Annotated in this window: 20 protein-coding genes; 12 read left to right on the plus strand and 8 right to left on the minus strand. The window is 59.0% G+C overall.

The window, feature by feature from the left end:
• Positions 1–300: 300 nt before the first annotated feature.
• From QZ196_RS12795 to QZ196_RS12825, 7 genes are all read right to left on the minus strand, one after another.
• Positions 301–594 carry a cupin domain-containing protein gene (locus QZ196_RS12795; RefSeq protein WP_296426988.1) on the minus strand — a complete coding sequence of 98 codons (294 nt, stop codon included), beginning with the start codon at positions 592–594 and terminating at the stop codon, positions 301–303.
• A gap of 63 nt (positions 595–657) precedes the next feature.
• Positions 658–1,077 carry an alternative ribosome rescue aminoacyl-tRNA hydrolase ArfB gene (gene arfB, locus QZ196_RS12800; RefSeq protein ID WP_296426989.1) on the minus strand — a complete coding sequence of 140 codons (420 nt, stop codon included), beginning with the start codon at positions 1,075–1,077 and terminating at the stop codon, positions 658–660.
• Positions 1,078–1,391: 314 nt separating this feature from the next.
• On the minus strand, positions 1,392–2,021 hold the full coding sequence (locus QZ196_RS12805; protein WP_296426990.1) for a queuosine precursor transporter: 630 nt from the start codon (positions 2,019–2,021) through the stop codon (positions 1,392–1,394).
• An 89-nt stretch (positions 2,022–2,110) separates the two neighbouring features.
• Positions 2,111–2,962, minus strand: coding sequence for an esterase-like activity of phytase family protein (locus QZ196_RS12810; protein ID WP_296426992.1), 852 nt, complete (start codon positions 2,960–2,962; stop codon positions 2,111–2,113).
• Positions 2,963–3,865 (minus strand): penicillin-insensitive murein endopeptidase, encoded by a 903-nt coding sequence (mepA, locus tag QZ196_RS12815; protein ID WP_296426994.1) that lies wholly within the window; start codon positions 3,863–3,865, stop codon positions 2,963–2,965.
• Positions 3,850–5,226, minus strand: coding sequence for an MFS transporter (locus QZ196_RS12820; RefSeq protein ID WP_296426997.1), 1,377 nt, complete (start codon positions 5,224–5,226; stop codon positions 3,850–3,852). The genes mepA and QZ196_RS12820 overlap by 16 nt, the downstream gene beginning before the upstream one ends.
• A 66-nt stretch (positions 5,227–5,292) precedes the next feature.
• The gene (locus tag QZ196_RS12825; protein WP_296426999.1) at positions 5,293–5,841 is read right to left on the minus strand and encodes an acyl-CoA thioesterase; all 549 of its coding nucleotides are present in this window, start codon (positions 5,839–5,841) and stop codon (positions 5,293–5,295) included.
• Positions 5,842–5,978: 137 nt separating this feature from the next.
• Here QZ196_RS12825 and QZ196_RS12830 point away from each other — a divergent pair, with 137 nt between their 5' ends.
• The 12 genes from QZ196_RS12830 to QZ196_RS12885 all read left to right on the plus strand — a co-directional run bounded on the left by QZ196_RS12830 (position 5,979) and on the right by QZ196_RS12885 (position 20,770).
• Entirely contained in the window at positions 5,979–6,266 is a 288-nt protein-coding gene (locus QZ196_RS12830; RefSeq protein WP_296427001.1) for a YggT family protein, read from the plus strand.
• Positions 6,267–6,394: 128 nt separating this feature from the next.
• The gene (locus QZ196_RS12835; protein WP_296427003.1) at positions 6,395–6,796 is read left to right on the plus strand and encodes a PA2779 family protein; all 402 of its coding nucleotides are present in this window, start codon (positions 6,395–6,397) and stop codon (positions 6,794–6,796) included.
• Positions 6,784–7,623: a PA2778 family cysteine peptidase gene (locus tag QZ196_RS12840; protein ID WP_296427006.1), complete on the plus strand. Its 840-nt coding sequence runs from the start codon at positions 6,784–6,786 to the stop codon at positions 7,621–7,623. Before QZ196_RS12835 ends, QZ196_RS12840 begins: the two co-directional genes overlap by 13 nt.
• Before the next feature lie 166 nt (positions 7,624–7,789).
• Complete coding sequence (gene fdhF / locus QZ196_RS12845; RefSeq protein WP_296427008.1) at positions 7,790–10,558, plus strand: formate dehydrogenase subunit alpha; 2,769 nt, start codon at positions 7,790–7,792, stop codon at positions 10,556–10,558.
• A 144-nt stretch (positions 10,559–10,702) separates the two neighbouring features.
• Positions 10,703–12,658, plus strand: a complete 1,956-nt coding sequence (locus QZ196_RS12850) for an AMP-binding protein (protein WP_296427010.1) — start codon at positions 10,703–10,705, stop codon at positions 12,656–12,658.
• 118 nt (positions 12,659–12,776) lie between these two features.
• Positions 12,777–13,535, plus strand: a complete 759-nt coding sequence (locus QZ196_RS12855) for an ABC transporter ATP-binding protein (RefSeq protein ID WP_296427057.1) — start codon at positions 12,777–12,779, stop codon at positions 13,533–13,535.
• 68 nt (positions 13,536–13,603) lie between these two features.
• Positions 13,604–14,602: a branched-chain amino acid ABC transporter permease gene (locus tag QZ196_RS12860; protein WP_296427012.1), complete on the plus strand. Its 999-nt coding sequence runs from the start codon at positions 13,604–13,606 to the stop codon at positions 14,600–14,602.
• Positions 14,603–14,667: 65 nt separating this feature from the next.
• Complete coding sequence (locus QZ196_RS12865) at positions 14,668–15,744, plus strand: branched-chain amino acid ABC transporter permease (protein WP_296427014.1); 1,077 nt, start codon at positions 14,668–14,670, stop codon at positions 15,742–15,744.
• Positions 15,745–15,804: 60 nt separating this feature from the next.
• On the plus strand, positions 15,805–17,088 hold the full coding sequence (locus QZ196_RS12870) for an ABC transporter substrate-binding protein (RefSeq protein WP_296427016.1): 1,284 nt from the start codon (positions 15,805–15,807) through the stop codon (positions 17,086–17,088).
• A gap of 54 nt (positions 17,089–17,142) precedes the next feature.
• Entirely contained in the window at positions 17,143–17,964 is an 822-nt protein-coding gene (locus QZ196_RS12875; protein WP_296427019.1) for an ABC transporter ATP-binding protein, read from the plus strand.
• 117 nt (positions 17,965–18,081) lie between these two features.
• A complete protein-coding gene (locus tag QZ196_RS12880) occupies positions 18,082–19,281 on the plus strand; it encodes a phenylacetate--CoA ligase family protein (RefSeq protein ID WP_296427023.1) in 1,200 nt (399 codons plus the stop codon).
• A gap of 19 nt (positions 19,282–19,300) precedes the next feature.
• Positions 19,301–20,770 (plus strand): peptidoglycan-binding protein, encoded by a 1,470-nt coding sequence (locus QZ196_RS12885; protein ID WP_296427026.1) that lies wholly within the window; start codon positions 19,301–19,303, stop codon positions 20,768–20,770.
• Between the two features lie 146 nt (positions 20,771–20,916).
• Here the strand turns inward: QZ196_RS12885 and QZ196_RS12890 are convergent, their stop codons facing one another.
• Positions 20,917–21,834 (minus strand): ATP-grasp fold amidoligase family protein, encoded by a 918-nt coding sequence (locus QZ196_RS12890; protein WP_296427029.1) that lies wholly within the window; start codon positions 21,832–21,834, stop codon positions 20,917–20,919.
• Positions 21,835–21,972: the final 138 nt, after the last annotated feature.

Raw genomic sequence — 21,972 nt, forward strand, 5'->3', positions numbered from 1 at the left:
GCGCTCGGCATACCCGTCACAGAGACCGTGGGATAAGTCTGTCCAGGGAAAGGGGTACCTCGGCCATCAGCCGATTTGTGCAACAGAGTCGTTTGAAAACATTGCGGGACCAGATCGCGCACGGAAAACCTAATGGCACAGGCTTGAATACAGTTCAGCGTTATGCTTCTGGCGCGAAGCGATTTTCAGCTGTGTTTGGTAACGTGCTATTGGGCAATTGAGTCATTTCCGTTTCTTACGTTCTGCTAGCCGATCACAGTCAGCAAGCGCAGATCGCGCACAAACCACACACCCTACCCCTCACACCCTTACCACATATTCCTTCACCGTCGTCTCCACCACCTCCCATTCCCCGGTGAACCCCGGGCGCAGGACAAAGCTGTCGCCGGGGCCGACCGCGAGCCGTGATCCGTCGGACCCGTGGATCACCGACCGGCCCGACAGGATGCGGCAGTATTCCCATTCGTCGTAGGAAATCCGCCAGCGGCCCGGCGTGCTGCGCCAGATGCCGCAATATAGCCCGTCGCGGTCCTCGACATTCCAAGTGGTGAACACCGGGTCGCCGACCTCGCCCGCGCCCGATTGGTCCAGCAAGCGTAGGGCGGGGTTCTCCCCGCTGTTTTTCTGCGCACGCGGAATGGCGGGGTGAACCCCGCCCTACGTGTCGGGATCGACGCTGCCCCGTAACGCCTTCACTTCGCCGCGTTGCTTTTTCCCGGCCAGTCGGCGCTTGACCGAACCGTAGGTCGGTTTTGTGCCGACCCGGCGTTTGGGCCGCGCGCAGGCGCGCAGGATCAGGTCGGCCAGCCGGTCCCGCGCGATTTCGCGGTTGCGCGCCTGGCTCCGCGTCTCTTGCACAAAGATCACGATCGCGCCGTCCTTGGTCCAGCGTTGCCCGGCCAGCACCCGCAGCCGGGATTTCACCGGGTCGGGCAAGTTGGGCGACCGCGCTGCCTCGAACCGCAGTTCGACCGCCGTGGACACTTTGTTCACGTTCTGCCCGCCGGGGCCGGACGCGCGGGTAAAGCTTTCCGTCAGCTCCCAGTCGGCGATTTCGATCTGATCATTGATCTTCATGGTCTGTCCAAAGTGTAACTACGGCGTCTGTACGGGGTCCGTACGGCAAGCATACAGGGTAAACCCATAAGAAAAAGGGCCACCCCCGGCTGTGGGATGGCCCTTTCCTGAATTACGGAGGTGGGTCGGTTAGGATCTCCACCTTGTGGCATTCTCAGCCAAGGGCTGCCCTAGCTGTGTCCCCCACAAGTTGTCCCGACACACTTCTCCAATACCTCATGATGCACTGGATCACCTCCTTTCAAATGTTTCGCCTGATCATAGGTTCGCACATATCTGGTATATTTCAAGTAAAAATATACCATCTATCGCGTTTATGTGACCGGCTGCGCCCGGCGCCCCACAATCATGCGGAAAGGCACCAAAGCGATCAAAGCCACCGCGATTTTCACGCCCCAATCCGCCACAGCCAGCGACACCCAAAGCGGCACAAGCGGGCCAAAGGTCAGGAATGGCACGGCATCTTGGGCCCAGATCACCTGATCTGCGGCCAATGCACTGAAACCATTGAACAAAGCGCCAAAGGCGATAGTGAAAAAGATGGCGGTATCGACGATGGAACTGACGCAGGTGCTGACCAAGGGGGCCTTCCACCAGACACCGCCGCGCATCCGGTTAAACAACGCGATATCAAGGAGTTGTGCGGCCCCAAAGGCGGTCGCTGACGCGATGGCGACGCGGATCGGCACGGCGGGTCCGAACTCCAGCATGATCTGGCTGCCGATCAGCGAACAGGTGATCCCCACGATCAGACCCACGAACACGACACGGCGCGCGGCAGGGGCGCCGTAGATCCGGTTCATCACATCTGTGACCAGAAACGCCAGCGGATACGTGAAGGCCCCCCAGGTCAAGAATCCGTCAAGGATCAGGAATTGCACAAGAATATTAGAGGCCACAACGATGATGGCCATGGCGATAACGCCGGGAAGGATACGTGTCATGTCTGGTTTTCCGTTTTGACAAGGGTGCGGCACTTGGCCCTCCGGATCATCCGGGGGACGGCGCGGCATAGCGCCCGCAGCATGTTGCGTCAATCGGTGATCCGATATTCCACCACCTCGGTTCGCTGAAAGAACCGAAAGTTATCGTCGGAAATCATGGTCAGAACAATGCCATCGGGATCGCGCCAAACGCTGATCCCTTCAAGATTGTCATGTGTTCTGGTGCCGGTTTCCAGCACGGTTCGTTCGTGCCCCCCGGTCAGGTCAAACCGCCGCACGCGGGTCCGAAAGCCGATGCCGGTGAAATCCCTTTCGAGCAGGTAAAGCAGCCCGTCCGGCCCGATATCTGCCCCTGACATCAAGAATGCGCCGCGGCGGGGAATGGTGAATGGCTGGTCCCAGACGCCGTTGTGAAATCGGTAAACCGGAAATGGGTGATCGGCCCGGCCAGAGCGTTCGGGCAAGGTGTAAAGCGCCCCGTCAGGGCCGATGGCCAATGCCTCGAGCGACGCATTTGCCTGCATCCGGACAAATGCGGGGGCGTCGGGCAGCACGGATGATGTGCCGCCGATGCTGTCAAAGACGCGCACGCCATGGACGCCCTCGAACGAGATATAGACCTGTCCATCGGGGCCGATGGCCAGCCCTTCGCTGTCGTTCTGGCCCGGCGGAATAGGGGTGTCGTCGGCGTTTTTCAGGAGTGCGACCGGGGTTGCCATGATATCGGTTATCACCTGATTGACGCGGATAAATGTGCCTGTCACAAACGCGCCCCGGTCACTGATCGCGACAAAGTGGGTGCCGTCGCTGTTCACTGTGATCGCGGAAAAGCCGCCGAAATGCGGGGCGCCGTCTGACCAGACGTATTCCCCGATCAGCGTTGCATCCGCATGGACGGGCACGGCCCGCAGCAGGGCGATCAGACATAAGATATGCCGCACTTAGTCTGCGTTCAGCACGTCAAAACACTGGCCGGGTAGATTTGCCATGGTCAGCTCGGCACGCGGTGTGGGTGGTGGGGCGTTGGGGTCCGGTGGCGGCGGGTTCAGGATGTTATCGACCCAGCGCTGCGCATCGTCGCAGCCATCACCGGGCGGCGGCGGGGCCTGATTGGTGCAGTCAGTCGCACCTTCGGGGCATGTCAGGCGCACATGGAAATGATAGTGGTGCCCCCACCATGGCCGTATCTTGCTCAGCCAACTGCGGTCACCGGTCGCGCTGTTGCACATGGCGACCTTTGCACCGGGAAACAGGAATATGCGCGCGACGCGGGGGTCTGATGCGGCCGCGCGAATGATGGCTTCGTGCTGTGGGGTCCAATTGTCGTTGGTATAGGCGCCCGCGTTGCGACGCATCGAGATCGACGACAGATCTTCGCGCTCGGCGGTGCTGAGGTTCAGGCGTTCGGGTGGCAACATCCAGATATCGGCATCAAGGCCCATCTGGTGGCTTGCGTGACCGGTCAGCATCGGGCCGCCGCGGGGCTGGCTGATATCGCCGACATACAGCCCAGACCAGCCGGGCTGCCCGGCGGCAAAACGGCTGAGGTCCTTGATGAAGTCGATCATCGCGGGCTGCGCCCAGTTGCGATTGCGTGACAGGCGCATTGCTTGCCATGTCGGGCCGGTTTCGGGCAGTTGGTCCGCCCCTGCCTGACACCCTTTGGCGTAGCTGCCCAAGGCCTGTGGGGATTGGCGTGATCCCTGTGCCACGGCCCCGAACAATGTCTTGGCTATGCGTGTGTCGTTGGCATTTTGCGTGGACAGCGTGACCACAGGCGGTTCGTCAGCCTGACAGGCCGCCAATCCAAGGGCGATGAAAACTACTGCTATGAAGCGGACCATTCTGCGCGATCTCCGTCTTTATTGACCCATCTTAGCAAGAAAAGTCCAATCAGGAAAAGAAAGATTACGGGCAAGAAGCCTAATTGCACGTTGCCGGTCATAAATGTGAACACGCTGATCGCGGCCGGGGCCAGAAACGCGGTGGCTTTGCCGGTCAGGGCAAACAGGCCGAACGCTTCGGCGGGGCGGTCGGGGTGCGTGTGACGGACCATCATCGACCGCGAGGAGGCATAGACGGCGCCACCCGCGCCGCCAATCGCCGCGCCGCAGACATAAAAGATGATATCGGGGATAAGCGAGCCATCGGACAGGGCAATGCCGAACAGGCTGGTCCGGGACATGCCGACAATAAAGCAACTGACCACCACCAGCAGCATGATCGTGCCGGTGATCACAGGTTTCGGGCCAACCCGCTGATCGGCCAGACCGCCAAGCCACGTCGCAATCGCGGCGGTGATCGCGCTGACAATCCCGAAGACGCCGATCTGGATGATGCTCCAGTCCAGCACCAGACGGGCGTAGACGCCACCGTAGGCGTAAAGAGCGTTCAGCGCGTCGCGGTAAAACATCGACGACAGCAGGAAATAGCCAAGGCTCTTGCGCACGAACAGCGATTTGAACGTCACTTTCAGATCGCTGAGGACCGTGCCGCCGCGCATGACGGCGCCTTTGACGCGCGGGGCGTCCCGAACGAACAAAAAGAACGGCACCATGAAGATGGCAAACCAGACGGCAATGAACGGACCGACGGCGCGCGTTCCTTCGCGCATGTCGGGGTCAAGGCCGAACAACGGCGCGGTTCCCAACAGGGTGACGCCCGCGTCGTTTTCGGCCAGAAACAGCAGCATGGCAAACAACGACAGCACGCCGCCCCAATACCCAAACGCCGCACCCGACCCGGAGACACGCCCGATTTCATTATCATTGCCCAGCGACGGCAGGATCGCGTTCACAAAGTTCAGCGCCGATTCAGCGGCGATAAAGCCGATGTAGAAGATGATCAGCGTTTGAATCAGGCGGGTCCCGTCGGGTGTCAGCCCCCACAGCATCCAGGTCGCGATGACGTAGATCACTGAAAACAACGCAATCCAAGGGATCTTACGCCCCGACCGATCGGCCCAGGCCCCCAGAAACGGCGCGGTGATGGCGATGATCAGCCCGGCAATTGTCTGCCCCGACGACCACAGGCTTTGGGCCTGCGCACCGGCAAGGTCGCTGCCGGCACCCTGCGTCATATAGTAGTCCGCTGCAACAGAGGCGAAGTATGGCCCGAAGATAAAGGTGAGGCCCAGCGTATAGAAAGGCTGCGATGCCCAGTCGAAAGCCATCCATCCCCAGATGCGTTTCTTGCTGACTGCCATGTGCCTGCCCCTGCTTTTCTTTACGGTGATAAGACACTGTTCCGCATAGAGGTTGCAAGCAAAGGTTTAGCGCGCAGAGGTGCCATCATCGACGGGGGGCCAGGGCCGGGTTGCCTCGGCGTCGATCCAATGCGTGATCCAGTCGGGCAAGGTGGGGGTTTCGCCAACATACCCCGACGCGGCGAGCACCCGATCGGGCCGGACGATGCCGTTTTTGTCGGTCACGGCGGACCGATAAAGCGCCTGTGCGGCGCATGTCTCGCCTATCCAGATCGACTGATCGAGGTAGAAAAACCGCTGATCCCAGCCGACGGTCTTGCTGACGGTGCGAAATTTGACGAACGGGCGGATGCGTTTGCGATACCGGACCGATACGCCCGCCATCGTCAGCCCCCATTTGTTCTGCCGCAATGTGCGCAGCAAGCCGACGCGGCGGGCCAGCGTCGTGCGGCCCAGATCAAGGATCGTCAGGATACGCCCGTTATTCATTTCCATGAACAGATCAATGTCCTGCGGCCAGCAGCGGTGATGTGACACATGGGTGCCAAGTGCGGGCAAGTCATCGGCGTTGCGGTGGATCACGTATTCTTTGGCCAGACGGACAAGAGGGTACATTGCGGTGCCTTGTGTTTTGGCCGGGGGATGATCCAGATTGACGCGCGGGTCAACTTTAACCTAGGGGCAACAGCGGACTTGTGGGCTGGCGCGCGAATGATTAGGTCATCGCGAGCATAACAAAGGACCGCGTGACCATGGCATCAATTATCCAAATCCTGCTTCTGATCCTCGGCGTCGTCCGTTTCTTTATTTTCGCGCATTTTATCATGAGCTGGCTGATCAGGTTCGAGGTGCTCAATATCCGTCAGGAATTTGTCGGGCAGGTCTGGTATACGCTGCAACGCATTCTTGAGCCGCTTTATGCGCGCATTCGACGGTTTATGCCTGAACTCGGCGGCATTGACCTGTCGCCGATTGTGGCGCTGATCGGGATTGAGATCCTGCGGATATTGATCATCAACAATGCGCATACGTTCCTGTGATCAGAACATCTTGACCGGAATTCGCTCATCCCAAAGGTGATGGTTGTCAAACGGTTGCGTCAGGTCTGAAATTCCCCGACACTGCGGACGTATCTGGGGCGTACCGCCGAACAAGAGGGATTTCATCCATGGGTTATCTGAATCTGACCAAAAAAGGCGTGGCGATCGTGCTGTCGGCGCAGTTGCTGCTGGCGACGCAGGCCGTGACGATGGCGCAGGCCGAAATGCTGGGCACGGACGCTGCCATTTCCAAATACGCCGCACATGCCGACCGCGGTTTTCTGTTGAACGAATTGCAGCGCGACGACGTGCAGGCCGCGATTGTCGCCCAAGGCGTTGATCCTGCCGAGGCCGCGCAACGGCTGGCCGCGCTGTCGGATGCAGAGGTCGCGTCGATCGTCATGCAAATCGAAGATGGATCGGCTGGCGCTGACATCATCGGTACGTTGTTTACCGTATTCATCATTCTGCTGGTGACGGATATCTTGTGCTTTACGCGTATCTTCAACTTTACCCGTTGCGTTCGCTAAACGGGCCGATCCGCCGGGTTGCTGGCCTGCTGGTTCTTGGCTGGCTGGCGGCCTGTGCGCCACCGTTCGATCCGGACACACGGCTTGGGGTCGATGTGCCGACCCGTGCCGCTGTCGCGGGCGTTCCGCTGATCAAGCAAGACGCATTTTATTGTGGCCCGACGTCAATCGCGATGGTGATGCAATGGGCAGGCCGTGCGGTGACCCAACAGGATGTCGCCGCGCTGGCGTTCAGTCCGGGGGCCGAGGGGACCTATCTGGCGGATATGATCGGCAGTTCCCGCAGGCTGGGGCATCTGGCCGTTCAGGTGTCTACATTTGATCAGCTTTTGTCGGAAATTGCGGCGGGCCATCCGGTGATCGTGTTTCAGAACCTTGGGCTGGGCATTGCGCCTGTGTGGCACTACGGCGTGGTGACCGGCTATGATTTTGGCAGGGACGAGGTTTATCTGAATTCGGGCCAGATGGATCAGATGGTGATGCCGTTCGCCCTGTTCGAACGCACGTGGCGGCGTGGGGATTTCTGGGGGCTGCTGGTGTTGCCGCCCGATGAGTTGCCGGTGCGCGTCGCGCAAACCGATGTGCTGTCTGCGGCCGCCGCGCTGGAGAGGGTGGGGCAGGTTCGCGCGGCTGAGATGCTTTATGAAACGGGCGCGGCGCGGTGGCCGGATAACTGGCTGTGGCCATTCGGTCTGGGCAATGCACGCTATGCACAGGGTGATTTGCGCGGTGCGCGCCGTGCCCTGCGCCGTGCCCGCGCGATTGATCCGACGATTCCAGAAGTGCGTGCGAACCTAGCGCACGTGGAACGTGAATTGGCCGGGTAGGGTGGGTTAAAACCCACCTTACGATAGCGCTACTGTCAGTTTCCGGCACATTGCGTCGCGCATCGGAAATCTGGCGTGGCGCAAATGCGTCCCTTGCGGTCGCCCTTGGCCTTTCACGCGGCGCGTCTGCATGGTCTAGTCTGCCCATAAACGGCGGAGAATCCTGATGTCAGAACCCATTTCATTCATTCTTGATGGTCAGTCGGTGACCGCCCAATCAGGTGAGACCATTTGGGAAGTGGCCAATGGTCGTGGCCTTGTGATCCCGCATCTTTGCCACAAACCTGCGCCTGGCTATCGGTCCGATGGCAATTGCCGCGCCTGTATGGTTGCGATTGAAGGCGAGCGGACGCTGGCAGCGTCGTGCATTCGCGCGCCATCCGAGGGGATGGTCGTGACGACGGATCAACCGCGCGAAGTGCAGGCGCGTCGCATGGTGATGGAGCTGCTGGTCGCCGATCAGCCAGAGCAGGCTGTCGCGCATGACAGGTCATCGCATCTGTGGGATATGGCAGCCAAACAGGATATGCACCAAAGCCGTTTCCCGACGCGGGACCCCGACCACATTCCGCTGCTGGATGACAGCCATGTCGCGATGAGTGTGAATTTGGACGCCTGCATACAATGTGGTCTGTGCGTCCGGGCGTGCCGTGAAGTGCAGGTGAACGACGTGATCGGCATGGCGGGGCGTGGGCAGAATGCCTATCCGGTGTTTGATATGGACGATCTGATGGGCGCGTCGTCATGTGTGGCCTGTGGCGAATGCGTGCAGGCCTGCCCAACGGGCGCGTTGCTGCCTGCCACAGTCACCGACGAAAACCAAATGGGCGATACAAAGGATTGCGACCGCGAGGTCAAAAGCGTCTGCCCGTTCTGCGGGGTCGGCTGTCAGGTGTCGTTGAAGGTCAAAGACGACAAGGTGAAGTTTGTCGAAGGCATCAACGGCCCCGCCAACGAGGGGCGTCTGTGCGTCAAAGGGCGGTTCGGGTTCGATTACATCCACCACGAACACCGCCTGACAAGACCGCTGATCCGGCGCGAAGATGCGCCCGCCAAGGGCCTGAACGTGGACCCCGGCAACTGGCAGACCCATTTCCGCGAGGCATCGTGGGAAGAGGCATTGGATTTCGCCGCCAAGGGCCTGAAAGATATCGGTGGCACCGGGGTTGCGGGCTTTGGTTCGGCCAAATGCACCAACGAAGAAGCCTATTTGTTCCAAAAACTGATCCGGCAAGGGTTTGGCCACAACAACGTGGACCACTGCACGCGGCTGTGCCACGCATCATCGGTCGCGGCCTTGATGGAAAACGTGGGTTCGGGCGCTGTCACGGCGACGTTCAATCAGATTGAAAACGCTGATGTGGCGATTGTCATCGGCGCGAACCCGATTGAAAACCACCCGGTTGCGGCGACCTATTTCAAGCAGTTCACCAAACGTGGTGGCAAGCTGATTGTGATGGACCCGCGGGGTCAGGCGCTGAAACGGTTCGCCAGTCATATGCTGCAATTCCGGCCCGGCGCGGATGTGTCCATGTTGAACGCGATCATGCATGTGATTGTCGAAGAAGAGCTGTACGACGCGCAATATATCGCCGCCTATACCGAAAACTGGGAGGCGGAAAAGCAGCATCTGGCGGACTTTACTCCCGAGGCGATGGCCGGCATCTGCGGTATTCCCGCCGAAACGCTGCGCGATGTGGCCCGCGTGTTTGCGGGGGCGAAATCGGCGATGATTTTCTGGGGTATGGGCGTCAGTCAGCACATCCATGGCACCGACAATGCGCGCTGTCTGATCAGTCTGGCGCTGATGACTGGTCAGGTCGGGCGTCCCGGCGCGGGACTTCACCCGTTGCGTGGCCAGAACAATGTGCAGGGCGCGTCTGACGCAGGCATGATTCCGATGTTCCTGCCGGATTATCAGCCGGTGGGTGATCCGGGCGTGCGCGATACGTTTCAAGAGATTTGGCAGGATGGTCAGATCAACCCGGACAAGGGGCTGACGGTGACTGAAATCCTTGATGCGGTGCATACGGGCGACATTCACGGGATGTATATTCTGGGGGAAAACCCGGCCATGTCTGACCCGGATGTTGAACATGCGCGGGATGCATTGGCAAAGCTGAAACATCTGGTTGTGCAGGATATCTTCATCACCGAGACGGCGAATTTTGCCGATGTCATCCTGCCTGCGTCTGCATTTGCGGAAAAAACCGGGACCGTGACCAATACCAACCGGCAAGTCCAAATGGGGCGTCCCGCCGTCCCGCCGCCGGGTCAGGCAAAAGAGGATTGGTGGATCGAGGTTGAACTGGCGAAACGGCTTGGCCTGTCGTGGACCTATACCCATCCGTCCGAGGTCTTTGCCGAAATGACCCGATCAATGCGGTCGCTGAACAATATCACCTGGGACCGGCTGGAGGCGCAAAACGTCGTCACCTATCCGTCATTGTCCCCCGAAGATCCCGGCCAGCCGATTGTATTTGCGGATGGGTTCCCGCGTGCCAATGGCCGCGCGCGGTTCACGCCCGCCAACGTGATTGCCCCGGATGAAACGCCGGATGCTGAATATCCGATGATCCTGACAACGGGGCGGCAGTTGGAGCATTGGCATACGGGGTCGATGACACGCCGGTCCAAGGTATTGGATACGGTCGAGCCTGAGGCGAATTGCTCGCTTCATCCGGCCACGCTGCGTGATTTGGGGGTCGAACCCGGCGGGATGCTGCGCCTGTCCACGCGCCGCGGCAGTATTGAAATCATGGCGCGCGCTGATCGCGCGGTTGCGTTGGATATGGTGTTCCTGCCGTTTGCCTATGTCGAAGCCGCCGCGAATATCTTGACCAATTCGGCTGTTGATCCGTTTGGCAAGATACCAGAGTTCAAATTCTCTGCCGTGCGGGTGGAAAAGGCGCAGGCGCACGTCGCCGCTGAGTAGCCTGTCGTCAATTAACTGAACGCTTGTTCAAAAAATGATTTGACGGATCGGGGGCTTGCCCACAGTATATCCCAAAGGGGAAAGTCGCGGGGAGGCGACTCGACCCTGACGCAGGCGCACTGTCAGCGAGGGAGGAACACTGGCATGAATGTATCCGCTTCTGGCGGCATAACGTCTATTCCAGATCTGCTGGCCCGCAATGTGGCGCAATACGGCGCCAAGCCAGCATATCGGGAAAAGGAATTCGGGATCTGGCAAAGTTGGACCTGGGCGCAAGCTGCGGATGAGATTGACGCGCTGGCGATGGGTCTTTTGACGCTGGGGGCTGATGTCGGCGATCATATCGCCATTGTCGGGCGCAACCGGCCTGCGCTGTATTGGGCGATGGTGGCGGCGCAACGAATCGGGTGTGTTCCGGTGCCGCTGTATCAGGATGCAGCCGCCGAAGAGATGGCCTATGCGCTGGATCATTGCGGTGCGCGGTTTGCCGTCGCGGGCGATCAGGAACAGGTCGATAAGATTGCCGACGTGCGCGAAGGGCTGCATGGTCTTGAACACGTGATCTATCTGGATGGGCGCGGTCTGCGCAAATATGATCACGCCGCGATGACCAGCTATGCCAATGTGCAAGAGGCGGGGCGCGCGTCTGGGCGGATTGCAGAGGTGAATGCGCGCAGCGCTGCGCGCACCTACGATGATACATGCGTCATGCTTTATACCAGCGGCACGACGGGGCGGCCCAAGGGCGTGGTCCTGTCGAATCGCAATGTGATTGAAACCTCTAAGAATTCGGCGGAATTTGATCATCTGAAGGCCGGGGACGAGGTGCTTGCCTATCTGCCGATGGCATGGGTTGGTGACTTTATTTTCTCGATCGGGCAGGCAATGTGGGCGGGGTTCTGTGTGAACTGCCCCGAAAGCCCCGATACGATGATGACGGACCTGCGTGAAATCGGCCCGACGTATTTCTTTGCCCCGCCGCGCGTGTTCGAAAGCCAGTTGACCACAGTGATGATCCGGATGGAGGACGCGAGCCGGTTCAAGAAATGGATGTTTGATCATTTCATGGCAATTGCCCGCCGCGTTGGTCCCGATATTCTGGATGGCAAACCTGTCAGCGCAATGGATAAATTCCGCTACTGGGTGGGAAATATATTGGTTTTCGGGCCGCTGAAAAATACGCTTGGCCTGAGCCGGGTGCGTGTCGGCTATACGGCGGGCGAGGCGATCGGCCCGGAGATTTTCGATTTTTACCGGGCGCTGGGCATCAATCTGAAACAGCTTTACGGCCAGACCGAAGCGACGGTTTTCATCACGCAGCAGCCCGATGGGCAGGTGCGGTCAGACACGGTTGGGGTGCCCAGCCCGGGTGTCGAGCTAAAAATTGCCGACAATGGCGAGGTGTTCTACCGCTCTCCGGGGGTTTTTGTCGAGTATTACAAGAACGCCGAAAGCACCGTGGAAACCAAGGACGCCGAAGGTTGGGTTGCAACGGGGGATGCGGGGTTTATCGAAGAAGGCACCGGCCATCTGCGGATTATCGACCGCGCCAAGGATGTGGGAAAAATGGCGGACGGCGCGCTTTTTGCGCCGAAATACGTTGAGAACAAGCTGAAGTTCTATCCCAATATCCTGGAGGCTGTCGTGTTTGGTGCGGGCCGGGATTATTGCACCGCTTTCATCAATATTGACCTGACGGCAGTGGGAAATTGGGCAGAGCGCAACAATATTGCCTATTCCAGCTATCAGGAATTATCACAGCATCCTCAGGTACTTGCGCAGATTGCGGATCATGTGGCGGAGGTGAATAAGTCGGTCGCCGCCGATCCGATGTTGGCAGGTTGTCAGATCCATCGCTTTCTTGTGCTGCACAAGGAACTGGACCCCGATGACGGCGAGATTACCCGGACCCGTAAGGTGCGCCGCCGAACGGTGGAAGAGAAATACGCCGATTTGATTTCGGCGCTTTATAGCGATGCGGACGAAATTTATACGGAGACGGAAGTGACCTATGAAGATGGGCGCAAGGGCCGGATCAAGGCGACCTTGGATTTGCGTGACGCGGTTGTCGCCCCGACACAGAAGGTTGCGGCCCAATGACGGTGCGTCGCTCAGCTGCGCTGTCGCCCCGCCCGCCATCCCACAAGGAGGAGTGCGCGTGAAAGATACCGTTGAACCCTATGTCACCGCTGATGGGCGAACCATTGGTAACATATTGATGGATATGCGTAATATCACGCTGCGGTTTGGTGGTGTCGAGGCGATCAAGAACATATCGTTTGATATCCGCGAAGGTGAAATCCGTGCGATTATCGGGCCGAACGGTGCCGGTAAATCATCAATGCTGAATGTCATTTCGGGGTTCTATAATCCGCAGGAAGGCGAGGTCTGGTTTCGGGGCGAAAAACGCCCGCCGATGAAGCCGTTTCAGGTAGCCCGGCAGGGGATTGCACGGACATTTCAGAACATCGCGCTGTTTGAGGGCATGTCGGTGTTGGACAACGTCATGACTGGCCGTTTGACCCATATGAAAACCGGCCTTCTGGCGCAGGCGGTGTGGTATGGGCGGGCGGCCAAGGAAGAGACGCAAAACCGCGAAGTCGTTGAACGCATTATTGATTTTCTTGAAATTCAGGCGATCCGCAAGACGCCGGTGGGGCGTTTGCCTTATGGGTTGAAAAAACGGGTGGAGTTGGCGCGGGCGCTGGCGGCTGAGCCGAAACTGCTGCTGTTGGATGAGCCGATGGCGGGTATGAACGTGGAGGAGAAAGAGGACATGAGCCGCTTTATTCTGGACGTGAATGATGAATTTGGCACCACAATTGCCCTGATCGAGCATGATATGGGCGTTGTCATGGATATTTCGGACCGGGTTGTCGTCATGGATTATGGCCGCAAGATCGGTGACGGGACGCCCGATGAGGTGCGCAATAATCAGGAGGTGATTGATGCCTATCTGGGGGTGGCGCATGACTGACTTTGCCATGAAATATTGCGTACAGAACCTGTACGTGCAGCGTACATACGATGTACGGGAGGTGCGCGATGTCTGCTGATTTCCTGTATGGTATCGAAGTTATCATCAACGGGCTGATGGCCGGGGTGCTTTATGCGCTTGTCGCGCTGGGCTTTGTTCTGATCTTTAAGGCGAGCGGAATTTTCAACTATGCGCAGGGCGTGATGGCGTTGTTTGCCGCGCTGACGCTTGTCGGGATCATGGAAGGGCAGGTGCCGTTCAGCCATTTGATCAACGCGATCCTTGGCACGGAGATTCATGATTTCGGCTGGGAGGTTCCGGCGCTGCTGGCGATATTGCTGACGCTGATCGTGATGGTCGGGTTTGCATGGGCAGTGCAGCAGTTCGTGTTCCGCCATCTGGTCGGGCAGGAGCCGATCATCTTGTTCATGGCGACCATCGGGCTGGCCTATTTTCTGGAAGGCGTCGGCGATCTGATGTGGGGATCGGATATCAAGACGCTGGCCATTGGGCTGCCGCAGGGTGGGTCGATATGGGTCGAGGAGTTCACCAGCGGTCTGGGTGGCGACGGGTTTTACGGGTTCTTTATCGACAAGTTGGATATGGTCGCGACGATTGTCGCGGCTGTGCTGGTGATCGGTCTGATCGTATTTGCCCAATACACCAAGCAGGGCCGCGCGATGCGCGCGGTGGCCGACGATCATCAGGCGGCGTTGTCTGTCGGCATTTCGCTGAACTTTATCTGGGTGTTGGTGTGGTCGCTTGCCGGGCTGGTGGCGCTGGTGGCCGGAGTGATGTGGGGCGCGAAATCGGGCGTGCAGTTTTCGCTGTCGCTGATCGCGCTGAAGGCGCTGCCGGTGCTGATGCTGGGGGGCTTTACGTCGATCCCGGGTGCCATCGTGGGTGGGCTGGTCATTGGCGTTGGTGAGAAACTGTTTGAATATACCATCGGCGCGCCGTTCCTGGGTGGCGCGACCGAAAACTGGTTTGCCTATATGCTGGCGCTGATTTTTCTCGTGTTTCGGCCGCAGGGCCTGTTTGGGGAGAAGATGATTGAGCGTGTTTGATATGATGATCAGCGTTGGCCTCCGGCGGGGATATTTAGGCTCGGAAGAAGCCGGGGGGATGGCATATGTTTTATCGTGAAGCCGGTGATTTCAAGACCTCTTATGAGGCCGATAGCCAGACGTTTCCGATTGCGTTTGACCGCTGGCGGTATTGGGCGATTTTGGCTGTGGCGTATTTGGTTATTCCGTTTGTGATCAATGATTATTGGGCCAGTGCGCTTTTGGTGCCGTTTTTGATCTATGCGATTGCGTCGATCGGGCTGAATATTCTGGTGGGGTATTGTGGACAGGTCAGTCTGGGCACCGGCGGGTTCATGGCTGTGGGGGCTTATGCCTGCTACAAGTTGATGACGTCGTTTCCGGATGTGTCGATTGTGGTCCATGTGCTGTTGGCGGGTGGGATCACCGCGATGGTGGGGACGGCGTTTGGTTTGCCGAGCTTGCGGATCAAGGGGTTTTATCTGGCGGTGGCGACGCTGGCCGCGCAGTTTTTTCTGGTTTGGCTGTTCAATAAGGTGGCGTGGTTTTACAACTATTCGGCCTCGGGGCAGATCAACGCGCCTGAGCGGTTCGTGTTCGGTGTGCCGGTGACGGGAGCCAATACATCGGCCCCTGCGCAGTATCTGGTCTGTCTGGTGTTTTTGACGTTCTGCGCCTTGCTGGCGCGCAATCTGACGCGTGGCACGGTGGGGCGGTCCTGGATGGCGATCCGGGATATGGATATCGCGGCCGAGATCATCGGAGTGAACCCGTTGAAGGCCAAGTTGACTGCATTTGCGGTGTCGTCTTTCTTTATCGGGATCGCGGGGGCGCTGTTTTTCAGCGTCTATCTGGGCGCTGTTGAAGTGGGCGAGGCGTTCGGCATTCAGAAGTCGTTTCTGGTGCTGTTCATGGTGATCATCGGCGGACTTGGGTCGATTTTCGGCAGTTTCGCGGGGGCGGCGTTTTTGGTGATCTTGCCCGTCGCGCTGAAGGTGGTTGGCGTCGATCTGCTGGGGTGGCCCACGGATCTGGTCGCGCATTTGCAGCTGGTTATCGTGGGGGGGTTGATCATGTTTTTCCTGATCAAGGAACCACATGGGTTGGCGCAGTTGTGGCGGCTGGCAAAAGAGAAATTACGGCTTTGGCCGTTCCCTTACTAACAATGGAGCCGGGGTGAACCCCGACCTACGATCAGATCAATCAATGGGAGGAAAGAACCGATGAAGATGAAGACACTGGCTGCAATGGCCCTTGCGGGGGCGATGGCGGCAGGGCCTGCAATGGCAGAGCTTGTCATTCCGGACCTGAGTTATCGCACTGGTCCCTATGCGGCGGGGGGCACGCCGTTTTCGGATGGGTATCAGGATTACTTCAATTTGCTGAATGCGCGTGATGGCGGAATTGGCGGCGAGTCGGTGCGTATTATCGAATGCGAGACCGGATATAACACCGAAAAGGGTGTCGAATGTTATGAGGCGACCAAGGGCGAAGGCGCGCTGATTTATCAACCGCTGTCCACCGGTATTACCTATCAGCTGATCCCCAAAGCGACGGCTGACGGCATTCCGATGCACACGATGGGGTATGGCCGGACGTCGGCTGCCAATGGTGAGGTGTTCAACTGGGTGTTCAACTATCCGGCGAACTATTGGGATGCGGCATCGGTTGCCGTGAACTATCTGCTGGATGAAAACGGTGGTGATCTGAGCGGCAAGACGATCGCGCTTGTCTATCACAACTCGGCCTATGGCAAAGAGCCGATCCGTACGTTGGAAGAGCTGTCGGCCAAGCATGGGTTCACGTTGACCCAGCTGGCGGTTGATCATCCGGGCCAAGAGCAGAAGTCGCAGTGGTTGCAGATCCGCCGCGAACGTCCTGACTATGTCCTGATGTGGGGCTGGGGCGTAATGAACCAAGTGGCGGTGCAGGAAGCCGCGAACATTGGCTTCCCGATGGAGAACTTTATCGGGAACTGGTGGGCCGGGGCAGAGCATGATGTGACGCCTGCGGGGATGGCCGCGAATGGCTATAAATCGCTGAACATGAACCGTGTGGTTGATTACCCTGTTCTGGGTGAGATCAAGGCGCTGGTCCATGATGCAGGGAATGCCGCCGGTGATGGCAGCAATCTGGGGTCGGTTCTGTATGTGCGCGGTATGTATGCCGCGATGCTGGCCGCCGAGGCGATTGCCAACGCGCAGGAGATTCACGGCGTGACCGCTGTGACCCCCGCGATGGTCCGCGATGGTATGGAGGCGCTGGATATCACTGCGGCGCGGATGGCTGAACTGGGCATGGATGGCATTGGGCCGGAGTTTGCGGTCAGCTGTGAAAACCATGGTGGGTCCGGTCAGGGTCTTGTTCAGCAGTGGAATGCGGCGGATGGCATTTGGGTGCCTTTGACGGACTTCATCGCACCTGATGACGGCGTGATTGATCCGCTGATCGCAGAGGATTCTGCGGCCTTTGCGGCAGAGAGCAACATCACGCCGGGTTGTCTTTGATCTGAAAACTGCGGGCGGCCCTTGGGCCGTCCGTTTCCCCAAGGAGACCTGCCAATGCTGGACGCCCCCAAGACCGAGACCCTGCTGGAGGTCAATAATATCGAGGTGATCTATAATCACGTGATCCTTGTGCTGAAGGGCGTGTCGTTGAAGGTGCCCAAGGGCGGGATCACCGCGCTGTTGGGTGGCAATGGTGCGGGCAAGACGACGACGCTCAAGGCGATTTCGAACCTGCTGCAATCGGAACGCGGAGAGGTGACCAAAGGCACGATTACCTATCGCGGCGAGGCGGTCGCGAATTCATCGCCGTCGGAATTGGTCAAAAAGGGCGTTATTCAGGTGATGGAAGGCCGTCACTGTTTTGAGCATTTGACGATTGAGGAAAACCTGATGACCGGCGCCTATACCCGCCGTGATGGCAGTGGTGCAGTCAGTGCCGATCTTGAATTGGTGTATAATTATTTTCCCCGTTTGCGCGAGCGACGCAAAAGTCAGGCGGGCTACACGTCGGGTGGGGAACAGCAGATGTGTGCGATTGGTCGCGCCCTGATGTCGCGCCCCGAGACGATTTTGCTGGACGAGCCTTCGATGGGTTTGGCACCGCAGTTGGTCGAAGAGATTTTCACGATTGTGAAGGACCTGAACGAACGCGAGGGTGTGTCGTTTCTGCTGGCAGAGCAAAATACCAATGTCGCGCTGCGTTTTGCCCATCAGGGGTATATTCTGGAAAGCGGCCGTGTCGTGATGGAAGGCCCGGCGGCGGAATTGCGCGAGAACCCGGATGTAAAGGAATTCTATCTGGGGATGTCGGATGAGGGCCGCAAATCGTTTCGCGATGTGCGCAGCTATCGGCGGCGCAAGCGGTGGCTGGCATAGGGGCGCATACCGGAGGTAGGTCACAAGTTTAGGCGACGTTATTGAATAGCACGGCGTGCCGGGCCTATCGTTCCTTGTCCGTATCGTCATGATGAAGATACAGGACAGGAGACCGCGATGAAAATCAACTTTGACGATCTTGAAACACGCACGCCCGACATGCGCGAAGCGACCCAGCTGGGACTGTTGCAAAAGCAGTTGTTGCGGGTGCGGTCGACCGTTGCGTCCGCGTTGCCGGACGTTGAGATCATATCGCTGGCTGATCTGGCCAAGCTGCCAGTGCTGCGCAAGTCAGAGCTGAGCGCGCGACAGAAGGCGCATCCGCCGTTGGCTGGCATGTCGGTGGCGCATCCTGCGCATTTCTTTCAATCCCCCGGCCCGATCTACGAGCCGGGTGGCACCAGCCACGACTGGTGGCGCTTTGGCCGGTTTTTGCATGCTTGCGGGATTGGCAAGGGCGATATCGTGCAGAACTGTTTTGGCTATCATTTGACGCCCGCCGGCATGATGTTTGAGAATGGTGCGCGCGCAGTCGGGGCATCGGTTCTGCCCGCGGGCACGGGCCAGACCGAACTGCAAGTGCATGCGGCGGCAGATATAGGCACCACCGCCTATGCGGGCACGCCGGATTACCTGAAGGTTATTCTGGAAAAGGCCGATGAGATGGGCGTGACGTTACAGATCGCCAAGGCGGCCGTGTCAGGCGGCGCGCTGTTCGGGCAGTTGCGCCAGTATTATGCGGACCGCGGGATCAATTGTCTGCAATGCTATGCCACGGCTGATCTGGGGCATATTGCGTATGAAACTATCCCCGGTGAGGGCATGATCGTTGACGAAGGGGTGATCCTTGAGATCGTCACCCCCGGCACTGGCGATCCCGTGGAACCCGGCGAGGTCGGCGAGGTGGTGGTTACATCGCTGAACCCCGATTATCCGCTGATCCGCTTTGCCACGGGTGATTTAAGCGCGGTGATGCCGGGGCAAAGCCCGTGCGGGCGCACCAATTTGCGCATCAAGGGCTGGATGGGCCGCGCCGATCAGACGACCAAGATCAAGGGCATGTTTGTCCGCCCCGAGCAGGTGGCCGCGTTGGTTGCCAAGCTGGACGGTGTGACGCGCGCCCGGGTGGTTGCCGATCGCATCGGTGACGCCGATACGATGACGGTGCAGGTGGAGGGCACGGGGCTGGACCCTGCCGTGATCGGGACTGCGGTGCAGGATGTGCTGAAACTGAAGGGTGATGTGCAATGTTGCGCCCCCGGAACGCTGCCGCGCGATGGCCTCGTGATTGAGGATCGCCGGAGCTATGAGACGTAAGAATTAAAGGAGATACGCAATGCGTAAACTGATATTAACGGCGGCTTTGGCGGCCATGGCGCTGCCTGCGGTTGCCGATGATGCGGCCCTTTTGATAGGTGTAGAGCGGTATCGGGACCTGAGCCGGGTGTCGGGCGGCACGGATGTGACGCGGGCCGATGATGACCTGCGGGATGCGGGGTATACGGTGCTGGCGCTGACCAACGGATCTGCCCGCGACATGGCGCGGTCACTGGCTGACTTCACGACCGAGGCGGAAAATGCTGATCGGTTGGTGGTGGGTCTTTCGGGGCGATTTGTGACCGATGGAGGCCGCGCGTGGTTCCTGTCTGCCGACGCGGACAGTCCGACGCTGTTTGGCATGGGCGGCACTGCCGTGTCGTTGGACAGCATCATGGCGGTGCTGGCCAAGACGCCGGGGCAATCGGTTTTGATTCTGGGCCTTGATACAGGTGCCGATGATACGCTTGATACGTACCTGCGCGAGGGGCTGGGTGATCTTGATGTCCCGCAAGGGGTGACCGTTTTGATCGGGGCGCCCAATGTCGCCGATGATGTGCTGTCGGACGCGGTGACGCGGGCCGGTGGCGATGTGATGGCATTTGTACGTGATAACAGGCGGTTGACGGCTGTGGGCTATGCGCCGCAGCGGCTGGTGATGCAGCCGCAGGCGGGTGACGCTGCGCCGGCACCGCGCCCGATCAGCGACCCGACATTGTCATTCTGGACCGCCGCGCAGGCCGCGAACACGGCAGACAGCTATCGCAACTTCTTGTTTCAGTATCCCAACAGCCCGTATGCCGCAGAAGCCCGCAGGCGTCTGGATGAGATCGAAAATGATCCGGTGCGCATGGACCAACTGGCCGAAGACGCGCTGAACCTTAGCCGGAGCGAACGGCGGGCGATCCAAGAGAACCTGACGCTGCTGGATTACAATACCCGCGGCGTGGACGGGATATTCGGCCCCGGCAGCCGCAGCGCGATCCGCAATTGGCAGCAAACCAACGGGTTCAACCAGACATCGTTCCTGACAGCCGAGCAGATCAGCCGGATTGATGGGCAGGCCAGCCGCCGCGCCGCCGAGATCGCGGCAGAAGAAGAGCGCGCACGTGCAGAAGCCGAACGTTTGGACCGCGCGTTTTGGGAGGAAACCGGGGCGCGTGGCGATGAGGCCGGCTATCGCGCCTACCTTGATCGCTATCCGACGGGTATTTTCGCCGAGGAGGCCAGCAACCAATTGGGGCAATCGCGGGGCAGCAACCTTGCCCGTGCGGAGGAAGAGGCGCTAAATATCAATCCGGTGCTGGCGCGGCTGATTGAAAGCCGTCTGGATCAGCTTGGCTTTAATCCGGGGCGGGTCGATGGCCGGTTCGACAGTGACACCCGCCGTGCCATTGCCGACTATCAGGTCCGCAGCAGCCTGCCGGGGACCGGATACCTGAACCAGCCGACGCTGGCCCGCCTGCTGGCCGATACGTTTGGCCGATAAGGGCGCGTGATACCCCGGACGGCGGGCCCAATCCCCATGGGCCTGCCGGGCCGTTGTGCGGGCTGTGGGCCGTTCCTGCAACAATGTCCCCCATGATGCCAGCCCGAGCTTTGATGCGGGCATGCAAGGAAAGAGCCCCCGGCGTTTCAGTCTTTCTGATCGAAACCCAAGTGTGGTTGGCGCCAAAAGCGCGCAAAAGCGAGATCGTCGTCGTAGTTTGAAAATGCCACCAACCCGCTGCCATCATACATCGTCAGTTCGCCAATGTAGAAACGGTCATGGGTCAGCAGAAAATCGACACGTATCATGTCAAATCGGGCCGCAAGGTGATCCGCGATTTCAATGATCGCGTCGAGGTGATCGGGCCGGGCGCACTCTGCGGTATCGAAGTTGCGAAATTCATACGGCAAGCGCTGCCAGTTTGGCGTGTATATGGAAATCGCCGGGATTTTGCCAAGATTGTTCTCGGGCATGATGAAGCGCAATTCGCCATCATAGAAAAAGAGTTTGAGGTCGCGTATCGCCGGGATGAGCGGCTCGACGATCAGGCCCGGCGTCAGGTCAAAGTAACACCATTCCGATTTGCGTGCTCCGTGGATCTTGGTGAGCCAGCGATTGATCTTGCGCCGTGCCTGTTTTCGCGCGCGCAGGTCGCCGGCAGGAACGACACAATTCATACCGCTGCCATGGGTACATTTTACGATTACATCCTTCTGCCAGATATCAGCCGGAAGGTCGTCGAAGGAGGTTGTATAGGCGAGGATCGGCACCATCAGTCTGTCCGAAGTTCCCGCACCCAGTATCCTGTCTATATAGGCGCGGGCCCGGTATTTGTCGGTCATTTCGCTAAAAATCGGGTTGTGATCGAATAGCTTGCGTGCGTTGGTGCGTTCGCTATGTGTCCGGGGGCATTGCAGGTTCAGATCATAGGTGTGGCGCGTTCTGAACAGCCTGCGCGCAAGTGGATAGCCGCGATCGGCGTCCCTGTGGTAGCGGCGCCAAGCGGCCTTGCGGGCCACATCAGACCGGAACCTTGCCGGGAGAAAAAGCAATCTGTCTAACATGTTAGGCCAATATCGTCATCGCCTGGGAAGTCAATATGATGTCTGCCCAAGGGACAGTCCGAGACGCGCTGTTCCTTTGGCAGAGCATGGCCTGCGGTTTGGTGCCATCCGGAGAGGATCGACGCCCAGAGCCGGAAC

The sequence above is a fragment of the Yoonia sp. genome (genome assembly GCF_017854565.1).
Taxonomy (GTDB): domain Bacteria; phylum Pseudomonadota; class Alphaproteobacteria; order Rhodobacterales; family Rhodobacteraceae; genus Yoonia.